A 12,779-nucleotide genomic window follows, 5' to 3' on the forward strand; every position below is an offset into this window, starting at 1 on the left:
ATTATTTGTCTGACAATAAAAAGATTGCGGCCCGAGATTGGCCCGGGCCGCATTTCAGCACGTCAATTGCGGTGGCGCAGGGCATAGGCGACAAGGGCGGCGGTCGAGCCATCCTTGTCGTCGGCGCTTTCTTCTCCGTCCACGATCGGCCCGAGTGAAGTGGCAAGTTCTTTACCCAGTTCGACGCCCCATTGATCGAAAGAATTGATGCCCAGAAGAACGCCTTCGACGAACACCCGATGTTCATAGAGCGCAATGATCTGCCCCAACACAAAGGGCGTCAGTTTGGGGTAGATCAAGGTGGTCGAAGGCCGGTTGCCCGGAAACACCCGATGCAGTGCCTGACGGTCGAGTTCATCGCCCTGCAGGCCTTTGGCAGCCATACGGGCGCTGGCTTCGTCGAGAGACCTGCCGCGCATCAAAGCCTCGGACTGGGCAAGGCAATTGGCGAGAAGCAGGCGGTGATGATGGGCCAGTTCAGGTTCATGCCCTTCGGCAGCGACCATGAATTCGCAGGGGATCACGTCGGTGCCCTGATGGATCAACTGGTAGAAGGCATGCTGACCATTGGTGCCCGGCTCACCCCAAACAACAGGCCCGGACGGCACCGAAAGCGCGCTGCCATCCATTGCAACCGATTTGCCGTTCGATTCCATCTCGAGCTGCTGAAAATAGGCCGGTAGGCGCAGCAGCCTTTGGTCATAGGGCAACACCGCTCGGCTAGCATGGCCCAGCACCTGACGATGCCAGATTCCGACCAAAGCCAGCATTACCGGCACACTCTCGGCCCATTCGGCCGAACGGAAATGCAGGTCCATCGCCTGTCCACCCCGCAGGAAAGCATCGAATGCATTCGAGCCGATCGCGATCATCACCGGCAAACCGACAGGTCCCCAGACAGAGTACCGCCCGCCGACCCAATCTGCGAAACCGAATACGCGATCCTCGGGGATGCCGAAGGCGTGTGTTTTGTCCAACGCGCTTGAGACGGCGGCAAACTGCTTAGAAGGATCGCCTCCGCCCTCGCTCATCCAGGCCCGCGCGGTGAGGGCGTTGGTCATGGTTTCAATCGTCGTGAAGGTTTTCGAGGCCACGATCACCAATGTCCGGGTCGGGTCCAGCTGGCGCAACGTATCAGCGATATGCGCGCCATCGACGTTCGAGACATAGCGCAAACGCGGCCCATCATGGTAGGGCGACAGCGCGTGGGTCGCCATCACCGGCCCCAGATCCGAACCTCCGATACCGATATTCACAACATCGGTAAAGCTGCCCCCTGCCCCGGCAGCGGTACCTCCGCGCACTTCCTCAGCGAAGACGCGCATCCGCTGCAAAGTGTCCAGAACGTCCGGCATGACATCCTGACCATCGACCTGCACCGCGTCGCCGTCCAGGTTTCGCAACGCCGTGTGCAACACCGCGCGATCTTCGGTCTCGTTGATTTTCTGGCCAGAAAACATCGCCTCGCGGCGTGCTTCCAGATCGGCTTGGTCACATAGTTGGATCAGAGCGTCCCGAATCTCGCCGTCGAGCTGCGTTTTTGAGTAGTCGAACAGCATATCGCCGGTTGTGGCGGAGAAATTCTGTGCACGATCCGCGTCCGCTTCGAACAGGTCTAGAATGCGCGCCTGCTGCGATGCTGCTAGTGCTTTCAATCTATCCAGTCGCATGGCTCACTCCGCCCAATGCACGGTCATGCCGCCCAGAACGGCCGCGATCGGCGCCTCTTCGGGCGGCAGAGACATGGCCTTCTCCAGCGCTTCCCGCTTCTCGGCGCTGAAGATGATCAGATGTTTCGACAAGGCCCCATCTAGGACCGGAGCCGTCAGGGTGATACGCGGTTCCGGCTGCACATCCGTCCGCGCCACAGCCAGCGTCGGCGCGTTGCTGTCCAACGCTTCGGCCAGCCCCTGCATTCCCGGAAACAGCGAGGCGGTGTGCATATCACCACCCATCCCCAACACCAGCACCGACAAAGGCAGCACTGGTGCGATCAATGACTCGATCTCAGGCAGTGCGTCCTCAGGAGCGACCCCAGGGACATAGAGAGGTACATATTGCGCCACCGAGGCACGGTTGGTCAGAAGACGTTCGCGGATCAGACGCTCGTTCGAGCGGTCACTGTCGGCAGGTACACAGCGTTCGTCGGTCGGCAGCACGCGTATCCGCGCCCAATCGAGATCTGCAGCGCAGAGGACATCGAAAACCGGCCCCGGAGTCGTTCCGCCCGGCACTGCAAGGGCCACCTTGTCGTCATGCAACAACGCGGCCTCCAATTCTCCGGCCAATGCGTTGGCCACGTCGATCGCCAACATGTCGCGGTCGGCATATTCCTGAATATTCATGGCTTGATTCCTTGCCAGTGGCGACCGTCTCGTTTCATCAGCAGCTCGGCGTCGCCCGGCCCTGTGCTGCCACTGTCATAGGGTTTGGGGACATCGCCCCGCGCCTGCCATCCGGCGATGATCGGATCGGTCCAGGCCCAGGCGGCCTCGACCTCATCACCACGCATGAACAGGGTCTGGTTGCCCCGGATCACGTCCATGATCAGGCGTTCATAGGCATCGGGCGGGTCTTGATTTTCCGGCCCGAGCGCCTCGGCAAAGCTCATGTCGAGCGGGACGTCGATCAAACGCATTCCACCTTGCCCCGGTTCCTTGATTGTCACCTTCAGGGTGATCCCCTCATTCGGTTGCAACCGGATAGATAACGCATTGGCGTGTCGCCCCGCCGCCTCTCCAAAGATCGAATGCGGTGCATCCTTGAACTGCACGTTGATCACCGAGGAGCGCGCCACCAGCTGCTTGCCGGTGCGCAGGTAGAACGGCGTCCCGGCCCATCGCCAGTTGCTGATATGCGCCTTCAAGGCCACGTAGCTTTCCGTAGTCGAGCGGGGATTTCCGACAACTTCACGATAGCCCGCCCCATCAGCCTCGGCGGCGAACTGCCCGCGTACAATGTGGTGCGGCTCAACCGGATCAAGCGCGCGGATGACCTTGAGCTTTTCGTCGCGTACAGCGTCCGGATCGAATTTTGCGGGCGGCTCCATCGCGATCAGGCACAGCAGTTGCATCAGGTGGTTCTGCACCATGTCGCGCATGGCTCCGGCGCGCTCGTAATAGTCTTCGCGCCCTTTGACACCGACCGTTTCGGCCACGGTGATCTGGATGTGATCCACATACTGGCTGTTCCAAAGCGGCTCGAACAGCATGTTGCCAAACCGCACGGCCATCAGGTTTTGGACGGTTTCTTTCCCCAGATAGTGGTCGATCCGATAGATCTGCCCTTCGTCGAAATGCGCCGCCAGCGTAGCGTTCAAATCCCGTGCGCTATCTAGATCGTGGCCAAAGGGTTTCTCTACCACGATCCTTGTATCCTCGGTTGCAAGCGCATGCGCGCGGATACGTTCGGCCAGAGGGGCAAACAGGCTGGGACCGACCGAGAAATAGAAAGCCCGCACCCGGTCCGGGGTCAGTTTGCCTGCCAGCTCATCCCACCCGCCGGTTGAGAGCGCATCCAGCCGAACATAGTCGAGGCGCTGCAGGAAACCTTGGAGATTTTCAACCTCACCCGACCGCCTGGGCGCATAGCTCCGCAACGACTCGGCCACGAGGATCCGGAACGCATCCGCCGAAAGCTCACTGCGTGCAACCGCAATGATGCGCGCGCTTTCGGGCCACTGCCCCGCGCAGAATCTGCGAAACAAAGCGGGCAGGATCTTGCGCTGCGCAAGATCCCCGGTGCCGCCGAAAATGACCAGATCGAACGGATCGACGGGAATGACGCGTGAAACCATGAGTTGTCCTTAACCTGCACCTAAGGTCATGTCCAATGTTAGCGCAATCATATTGCGTCTTTTTTCCGTCGCATGACCTGAAAACCGCCTCTTATTCGACTGGTACAGCCAAAGTAATCCAAATCACTGAGGGACGCGGCGGTTTTCCGATATAGATGTAACAGGATCATTCCAGTTTGGGTTGTTGAGATGAACAAGTTTCTGTTTTTTCTGTTTGCATGTTTCGCCGCCCCGCTTTGGGCGCAAGAGCGTTTGGCGCTGGTGATCGGCAATGATCAGTACAACTCGGTCGTTGATTTGAAGAAAGCCGTCGCCGATGCCGAGGCTGTTTCCGACAAGCTGGAAAATCTGGGTTTTGAAACTATCCAAGGTCTCAACCTCGACCGGCGCGGCATGAACCAGAAAATCGCCGACTTTACGGCTCGGCTTGAGGCTGGCGATACCGCTTTTGTGTTCTTTGCCGGTCACGGCGTCGAGATTGACGGAGAGAATTACCTGCTGCCCACCGATATTGTCGCGCCCTCGTCCGGCGAGACCGATTTCGTGAAGTCCGAATCCATCGCCCTGTCGAACCTGCTAGACCGCGTCCGTGCCACCGGCGCGCGCACCTCAATCGCCATTATTGACGCCTGCCGCGACAATCCGTTTGAAACCGTATCGGGGCGCAGCGTAGGGCGTACGCGTGGCTTGGGCCGCATCAACGCGCCTGAGGGTATGTTCGTGATCTTCTCCGCCGGGGCTGGCCAGATGGCGCTGGACCGCCTGAGCGATGATGAACCCGCGAAGAACTCGGTCTTCACCCGCGCATTGCTGCCGCGTCTGTCAGAACCCGGTCTTGAGCTGCGCAGCATGGTCTCAGACCTGCGGCGCGAGGTGCGTGATCTGTCCCGCACCGTTCAGCATACGCAGATCCCCGCCTACTATGATGAACTGTTGGGAGAATTCTATTTCACCCCAGCTGTCGCAACGGTCCCGCGGACCGCACCAACGCCCCCGACAGATGACATGCGCGCCGATCTAGAGCTTGCGCGCTCGGTCGGAACGGTGACCGCACTGGACGCATTTCTTGAGAAGTATGAGGATCGGTCCGAGAACTACTCCTACGAGGTGGCTCTGCAATTGCGCGACAGCCTTGCCTCGGTTGAGCTGCCAATCGAGACAGAGCGTACTCCGGCCCCCGAAGCCCCAGACACCCCGATTATTTCAGATTCGCGCGAAGTGATGCGCGCCACGCAATCGGCCTTGAACGCGCTGGGCTGCAGTGCAGGCGGCGCAGATGGTGTCGCCGGACCGCGCACCCGTCAGGCCTTTGCGCGCTACCGTGAAGCGAGCGCGTCGCAATTGGGGGCGGATGATTTGGGAACTCAGCACGCATTGGAAGAGTTGCAGGGCAAAAGCGGCACGATCTGCAAAGTGGTCGCTGCTCCATCCCCCACACCGTCCCCTGCGCCGTCGGTATCCACCAGCCTTTCTATGGCTGGCACCTGGCAGTTCAAGGCCACCTGCGCGGTGGTCGTGAAAGTGACCGGAACAGTGCGCTACTCTCATGCCGGAGGCAACAAATACACCGGAAGCCTCACCGACTCGTTGGGTCAAAAAGCCAACACGGTGATCTACGTGAATGACCAACAGATCAGCGGCACCGACTATTTCCCTGGCATCACAGTTCAATGGCGCGGTCGTCTGGCTGAAGATGGCAACAGCTTCACCAGCTCGGGCTCAACCGGGTGTTCGGTCTACGCGTGGCGGGCGGGATAAGGCGTCAGTTCACGCGGAACTCACCCACCATATTGCGCCATTCCCCCGGCGCGATCATCTTGCGGTGGGTGAACTTGACCGAGTGCAAAGGCCCCTCAATCTCTCGCTGCCAAAAGTCGATAAATTCGAACAGTTTTGGATGATCTGGCGCCAGATCATATTCCTGCCAGATGAACGTGTTCAGGACATGGATATAGTCAGGCATATGGTAGAAGAATTCCGCCGTCGTCAGACCGTATCCCTTCAGCATCAATTCGGTTTCGCTTTGCTGCATTCAGACCTCCGATTTCATTCAGGGTCTCTCCATGATAGCAGCAAAACCACCTAACAGTTGGATAACAAGATGTTACCCGAGTGTTACTTTGGATTTTCACGCGCGGATTCGTTGCTTGCTTGCACCTTATGTGCTGGGTCTGATAGAGTAGAACCACAAAATATAGAGTCTGCACAAGAAACGAGCAGTTTACGTGAGCGATACGCCAGAAACACCTGAAAACATGGATGAAACCCCGCCCGAGCGCCCTGTCTATGACGGCCCGACGGTCTCCATCGAATCCGAGATGCGCACGTCCTATCTGGACTATGCCATGTCGGTCATCGTTTCCCGCGCGATCCCAGATCTGCGCGATGGCCTGAAACCCGTGCATCGGCGGATTTTGTACGCCATGCACGAGACGGGTAACACGCATGAAAAGGCGTATCGCAAATCGGCCCGTCCGGTCGGCGATGTGATGGGTAAATACCACCCACACGGCGATAGCGCGATCTATGACGCGCTGGTGCGGATGGCGCAGGATTTCTCGATGTCTTTGCCGCTGCTGGATGGTCAGGGCAACTTCGGCTCGATGGACGGCGATAACCCGGCGGCCATGCGTTACACCGAAGTGCGGATGGACAAGCCCGCCGCCGCCCTGCTGGCCGATATCGAAAAAGAGACGGTCGATTTTCAGGACAACTACGACGGCAAAGACAAAGAGCCCACCGTCCTGCCCGCCCGCTTCCCGAACATGCTGGTCAATGGTGCTGGCGGTATCGCCGTGGGTATGGCCACGAATATCCCTCCGCACAATCTGGGCGAAGTGGTCGACGCCACTCTGGCTCTGATCGACGACCCGGACCTGACCTCCGAGCAGCTGATCGAATACGTCCCCGGCCCCGACTTCCCGACTGGCGGTGTGATGCTGGGTCGTTCCGGTGCGCGCAAAGCCTACTTGGAAGGCCGTGGCAGCGTCATCATCCGTGCCAAGACCCGTGTCGAGGAACTGCGCAAGGATCGCTACGCCATTGTCGTGGATGAGATACCGTATCAGGTGAACAAAGCCTCGATGATCGAAAAGATTGCCGAAGCGGTGCGCGAAAAGCGCATCGAAGGCGTGGCGCATGTGCAGGACGAATCCGACCGCAACGGTGTGCGTGTGGTGGTCGAGTTGAAGCGCGACGCGACACCTGAGGTGGTATTGAACCAGCTTTATCGTTTCTCGCCAATGCAGACGTCGTTTGGCTGCAACATGCTGGCCCTGAATGGTGGTCGGCCCGAGCAGCTGACCCTGCGCCGGTTCCTGACATCCTTCATCGACTTCCGCGAGGATGTGGTAGCCCGCCGCACCGCATACGATCTGCGTAAAGCGCGCGAGCGTAGCCATATCTTGTGTGGTTTGGCCGTGGCCGTCTCGAATGTGGACGAAGTGGTTGCCACCATCCGTTCGTCGGCAGACGCGGCTGAGGCACGCGAGAAACTGATGACCCGACGCTGGCCCGCCGCCGAGATCGAAGGCTATCTGCGCCTGATCGACGATCCTCTGTCCAAAATGAACGACGACGGCACCTATAACCTGACCGAGGTTCAGGCCCGTGCGATCCTCGAATTGCGCCTGCAGCGCCTGACCCAACTGGGCGTCAAAGAAGTCACGGACGAGCTGGAGCAACTGGCTGCCAAGATTAAGGAATACCTGGATATCCTCTCCTCGCGCGAACGCATCATGTCGATCATCGGCGATGAGCTGCGCGAAGTACGAGATCAGTTCGCCGTGCCCCGTCGCACCGAGATCGTCGACTGGTCCGGCGACATGGAAGACGAGGACCTGATCGAGCGGGAAGACATGGTCGTGACCGTCACCTCGGGCGGCTATATCAAGCGTACTCCGCTGGCCGATTTCCGGGCGCAGAAGCGTGGTGGCAAGGGCCTGTCGGGGATGCAGACCAAGGAAGAGGACGTGGTTACCACCCTCTTCGTGGCCAACACGCATACGCAGCTGCTGTTTTTCACGACCGACGGGATGGTCTACAAGCTGAAGACTTGGCGCCTGCCGCAATCAGGGCGTACCGGCAAGGGCAAGGCGATCGTCAACATCCTGCCGATCCCGACCGGAGTCTCCATCGCGGCGATCATGCCGGTCGACGTTCCGGACGAGGAATGGGAAAACCTTCAGGTCGTCTTCGCCACAAGCGCGGGCACCGTACGGCGTAACCGCCTGTCGGACTTCACCAATGTGAAGCGCAACGGCAAGATCGCCATGAAGTTCGAGGATGAGCATGCCGAGACGAAGCTGATCAACGCGCGCATCTGCTCGGAAGAGGATGATGTGATGCTGGTCACCAAATCCGGCCGTGCGATCCGCTTCCCGACGACAGATGTGCGAGTGTTCAACAGCCGCTCTTCGGTCGGTGTGCGCGGCGTGCGCCTCTCCGGCAATGACGAAGTGGTTTCGATGTCTGTCATCCGCCATTTCGATGCGACCTCGGATGAGCGTGCCGCCTACCTCAAGATGCGCCGTCTGATGGCGGGCGTCACTGATGAGGCCGAGGGCGATGAGGAAGAAGGCAATGCCGACAGCGTCTTGCCTCAGGAGCGCTATGCCGAGATGTCGGCTGCGGAGAACCTGATCCTGACCATCACAGCGGGCGGTGCAGGCAAGCTGAGCTCCAGCCACGACTACCCCGTCCGCGGACGTGGCGGCATGGGCGTTGCGGCAATGGACAAGGCGATGCGCGGCGGCGAACTTGTCGCCTCGTTCCCGGTCGAGATTGATGACCAGATCATGCTGGCCACTTCAAAAGGTCAGTCAATCCGCGTGCCGGTCGATGGAATTTCCTTCCGGTCCCGCAGCGCCGGCGGTGTGCGGGTATTCAACACCGGCAAAGGAGAAGAGGTCGTCAGCGTCGCCTGGATCGCCGATCAGGGCGATGAGGACGAGGCCGAAGAATAATCTTTCGGCTAGAGCACATGAAACAGGCGCTAACTGGACCCGGGCAGCGCCTGTTTTGATTCAGTGCCCAATAGATCAGCCACAGCCCAGAGCCGATCCTGACCCCAAATGCTCTGACCGTCGACGTGGAAGCTGGGAACACCCCAAAGGCCAACGTCTTGCAGCCTGTTTTGGTTCTGCTCAACCCGCCGACGCCAAATCTGTGATTTCAGCTCATCGCGTGCCGTGGGCCAATTCAGACCGGCGGCTTTGACGATTTGAGAGAGGCCCTTGTCGCTGGCCGCGTCTACGCCTTCCGACCAGACTGAGCGCATGAAGGTAGAGCAAAACACTGCCATCCGACCTTCGGATTCGGCGTAATCGAACAAGGCATAGCCGCGCTCGACCCCGGCGCCCAAAGGATCACAGATGCGGCCAAACGGGATACCCAGCCGCCGCGCCTCACGCGAGCAATCCTGCAGGATGTATCGGGATTTCGCCTTGGGCACTGGCAGGCCGCGCATCAGCATTGGCAAAACAGGGCTCAGGATCAGTTCCGCGTTGCATTGTTCTGCCAAGTGCTGGACCCGGTCAAAAGCCAGATAGGAAAAAGGGCTGCGGAAGGAGAAAAAGAACTCCAGAGTTTTCGGGGTGGCGGCATGGCCGTCGAACACCGGCTCTGGGGGTGGCACCAGAAGGGGGCCTGTGCCCAGCCCGGCATTTTGCAACCTGTCTTCAAGATAGTGCAGCCGATCCACACCCCAGTACCATTCGCCGCCATAGTAAAACGTGCCACCGAGGTAGTGCCCCATGGCCCGCAACGCCTGATCCCCGGCGTGCATGGCAGCGGTGGGATCAATCTGTTTGCCCGCAGGTAAGTCCCGCCCGGCCCATTGGGCGGAGCTGATGGCTTTGAGATGTTGGGCGAAATCCGACTCTCCAAGATGGGCCGCCAGACCAGCGTTGACCTCTGGCGTCACACTATCCGCCTTCGGCGCTTCCAAACCTAGCTTTTGGGCCAAGCGCGTTGCATCTTTGAGCGCGTTCTCGCGATGCGCTTTCGGATCAGGAACCGCCTCGGCTGGCGGGCCTGAGATCAAATGCGGGCGTAGCGCAATGTCATAACGCGCCTCAAATGCTGGCAAAACCTGCGCCGTCAGCGCGCAATACGGGTCTGACGCATCGTGAAAATAGTGAACCTCGCGTCGCGCACCACGCGCCCTACAACCAAGTTCGTGCAGGCCACGACGCGCGTTTTGCAGACCTCGGCTGGTGATAATTTCGGCCAGCCGGGGTTTTACCAAAGATGTGAAGGGCACAGTCGTCTCCGCCGGGGTCAGATGCCCTACCCTAGCCACTCCCGCGCGGAATACCACGCGGGCACACGGCAACGTGAGTGGCCCGGGTTACAGCCCGTAGAGCGCGCCGAATTTCTGCTCAAGATAACTCAGCAGCGGGTCCGGCCCCGGTTCAACACCACTTGCACGCTGGATGACCTCACGCGGGGCGTAGAGTCCGCCATATTGCTGGACATTCTCGCGCAACCACGTGGTCGCGCCCGAGGTATCACCCTGGGCTAGTTGATCGTCCAGCCCAGGCACGGCGCCGCGCAGCGCCTGATAGAGACACCCGGCATAGACGTTGCCCAGCGAGTAGGTCGGGAAATAGCCGAACAGACCCACGGACCAGTGGACATCCTGCAAACACCCATTCGAGGGCTTGTCGACCCCATAACCGAAATCTGCCTTGAAGCGGTCGTTCCACGCGGCCTCAAGGTCCGAGACCTGCAGTTCCCCAGCCATCAACGCGCGCTCCAGATCAAAGCGCAGCATGATGTGCAGGTTGTATTGCACCTCATCCGCCTCGGTCCGGATATAACCGTTCTGGACGTGGTTCACAGTCGCGTAGAAGGCGTCGGCATCCGCGATCCCGAAATCTCCGAAGGCGTCGCGCATCTGGGTGAACAGCCATCCGGTGAAGGCGCGCGAGCGGCCAAGCTGGTTTTCATAAATCCGGCTTTGGCTTTCATGCACGCCCATCGACACGCCCTGTCCCAGAGGCGTCAGCGCGTAGTCGGGGTTGATACCCTGTTCATAAGCGGCGTGGCCGACCTCATGAATAGTTGAGTAAAAGCAGTTGAACGGGTCAGTCGCGCTGGTTCGGGTCGTGATCCGCACGTCCGAGCCACTGCCCGAGCTGAATGGATGCACAGCCTTGTCGACCCGGCCTCGGTTTAGATCATAGCCGAAGGCACGCGCCAGTTTTTGCGACAGGCGCATCTGTTCGGTTTCGTCGAACGAGCCATCCAGAGCCTTTGGGGAGGGTCGATCCAGAACCGCCGCCCGCAGTGCCACCAAGCGGGGGCGCATCTGATCGAAGATCTCGGCAATCTGAGCTCCGGTCGTATAGGGCTCATAGTCCTCGACCATAGCGTCGTAGACGTCACCACCTTGTGCCAGCGCGGCCCCTTCCTCGCGTTTCAGCGCGACGACTTCTTCCAGCACGGGCAGGAAGGCCGAGACGTCCTCATCCGCGCGCGCCTGCGCCCATTTGCCTTGCGCGGCAGAGGTGACCCGAGCAAGCGCCTTGGCCAGATCGGCAGGAACTTTGATGGTGCGTTCATATGACCGGCGGATTTCACGCAGCTGGGCCTGACCCGAGGCATCACTCGCGTCGGCTTGGTCGAGCCATTCGGCCACGCGCGGGTCGGACTTGCGAGCGTGCAAAACGGCCTCGATCGCGGCCATTTCCTCGGCCCGTTGCGGGGCGGCTCCGCGCGGCATCATGGTTTCCTGATCCCAGCCGAGCCGGCCGGCAATCTGACCAAGGGCCGAGGTTTCACGTTGAAAGGCCATCAGGTCATCAAAGGCGCTCATCGGGTCACGCTCCACGGATTGAGGTTGCAATGGGGTAGCCGCTCAGGAAGCGCGCGCGCAGGATCAGGGTCCAGACCACGACGGCCATGAACTGGTGAAAAATAGCGATCTGCCAAGGGGCTGCGTAGACGACCGTGACGATCCCGACCACCACCTGCAGCGACAGGGCCGCAAAGGTTGCGTTGAAGGCGAAACGGGTCTGCGGGTGGGCGCTGGTCTGCCCCCGACGCCAGACGATGATGGCAAAGATGAACAGCAGATATCCCGCGCAACGGTGGATGAACTGCACCAGACCGGGGCTTTCGAAGAAGTTGCGCCACATCGGTTCAAGCATGGTCGCATCAGGCGGCAATAGCTGCCCCCCGATCAGGGGCCAGTCGGTGTAGGATCGCCCTGCGTCGATCCCGGCGACCAGCGCACCGATGAGTATTTGTAAAAAGGTGAAATGCAGGAGGCCGGTCGAGAGTGAGAACAGTTTCGCCTCTTTCGCGCGGCGCGCCTGCATCAGGTCGCGCTCGTCCCGGCCCAGTTCAAAGATATACCAGGCGAGGAAGCCAAGGATCACGAAGGCCAAGCCGAGATGTGTTGCCAGACGATAGCTTGCAACGGCCGTCATGCCTTCGCCCTGCGTGACGCCCGAGGCGACCATCCACCAGCCGACCGCACCCTGAACGCCACCCAAGGCACCGGGGATCAGCAGTTTGCCGGTCCAACCCGTCGGGATTTTGCGCGCGATCAGGAAGCAAAAGAAGCCAATCGCCCAGACAAGACCAATCAAGCGGCCCAGTTGGCGGTGGCCCCATTCCCACCAGTAGATGAATTTGAAATCATCCAGCTCCATCCACTGGTTCTGGATGCGCCACTGGTCGATTTCCTTGTATTTGTTGAATTCGGATTGCCAGTCGGCCTCGGTCATCGGCGGAATGGCCCCAGTGATCGGACGCCATTCGGTGATCGACAACCCGCTATCGGTCAGGCGCGTCAGGCCACCCACGGCGATCATCACAACGACCAGAGCGAACAGGATCATCAGCCACGCCCGGATCGCCCTGCGTGCCCCGCCCCGGCCCTTGTCGATCATACCGGGTTGAACGGCTTGTTGTTTTTCGGTGTCTGAGACTTCTTCGAAGATGCTGCGCTTGGCGCTCATGCTGTCCTCATATG

Annotated in this window: 9 protein-coding genes; 2 read left to right on the top strand and 7 right to left on the bottom strand. The window is 59.9% G+C overall.

The window, feature by feature from the left end:
* Positions 1–62: 62 nt before the first annotated feature.
* The 3 genes from pgi to zwf are packed head-to-tail and all read right to left on the bottom strand — an operon-like array spanning position 63 to position 3,796.
* Complete coding sequence (gene pgi, locus ACRZ95_RS01645) at positions 63–1,670, bottom strand: glucose-6-phosphate isomerase (protein ID WP_170676153.1); 1,608 nt, start codon at positions 1,668–1,670, stop codon at positions 63–65.
* A 3-nt stretch (positions 1,671–1,673) separates the two neighbouring features.
* Entirely contained in the window at positions 1,674–2,345 is a 672-nt protein-coding gene (gene pgl, locus ACRZ95_RS01650; RefSeq protein WP_170676154.1) for a 6-phosphogluconolactonase, read from the bottom strand.
* The gene (gene zwf / locus ACRZ95_RS01655) at positions 2,342–3,796 is read right to left on the bottom strand and encodes a glucose-6-phosphate dehydrogenase (RefSeq protein WP_170676155.1); all 1,455 of its coding nucleotides are present in this window, start codon (positions 3,794–3,796) and stop codon (positions 2,342–2,344) included. Before zwf ends, pgl begins: the two co-directional genes overlap by 4 nt.
* Before the next feature lie 189 nt (positions 3,797–3,985).
* Here zwf and ACRZ95_RS01660 point away from each other — a divergent pair, with 189 nt between their 5' ends.
* Entirely contained in the window at positions 3,986–5,554 is a 1,569-nt protein-coding gene (locus ACRZ95_RS01660) for a caspase family protein (RefSeq protein ID WP_170676156.1), read from the top strand.
* Between the two features lie 4 nt (positions 5,555–5,558).
* Here the strand turns inward: ACRZ95_RS01660 and ACRZ95_RS01665 are convergent, their stop codons facing one another.
* On the bottom strand, positions 5,559–5,828 hold the full coding sequence (locus tag ACRZ95_RS01665; RefSeq protein WP_170373832.1) for an usg protein: 270 nt from the start codon (positions 5,826–5,828) through the stop codon (positions 5,559–5,561).
* A gap of 193 nt (positions 5,829–6,021) precedes the next feature.
* On the opposite strand from ACRZ95_RS01665, the gene gyrA reads away from it, so the two are divergent.
* Complete coding sequence (gyrA, locus tag ACRZ95_RS01670; RefSeq protein WP_170676157.1) at positions 6,022–8,760, top strand: DNA gyrase subunit A; 2,739 nt, start codon at positions 6,022–6,024, stop codon at positions 8,758–8,760.
* 29 nt (positions 8,761–8,789) lie between these two features.
* On the opposite strand, the gene ACRZ95_RS01675 is transcribed toward gyrA, so the two are convergent.
* The 3 genes from ACRZ95_RS01675 to ctaA form a co-directional block, all read right to left on the bottom strand.
* Positions 8,790–10,058: a DsbA family protein gene (locus tag ACRZ95_RS01675; RefSeq protein ID WP_480554419.1), complete on the bottom strand. Its 1,269-nt coding sequence runs from the start codon at positions 10,056–10,058 to the stop codon at positions 8,790–8,792.
* 87 nt (positions 10,059–10,145) lie between these two features.
* Positions 10,146–11,615, bottom strand: coding sequence for a carboxypeptidase M32 (locus ACRZ95_RS01680; protein WP_170676158.1), 1,470 nt, complete (start codon positions 11,613–11,615; stop codon positions 10,146–10,148).
* A 4-nt stretch (positions 11,616–11,619) separates the two neighbouring features.
* On the bottom strand, positions 11,620–12,765 hold the full coding sequence (gene ctaA, locus ACRZ95_RS01685; RefSeq protein ID WP_170676159.1) for a heme A synthase: 1,146 nt from the start codon (positions 12,763–12,765) through the stop codon (positions 11,620–11,622).
* Between the last annotated feature and the right edge of the window lie 14 nt (positions 12,766–12,779).

This window comes from Ruegeria sp. AI3 (assembly GCF_056541245.1).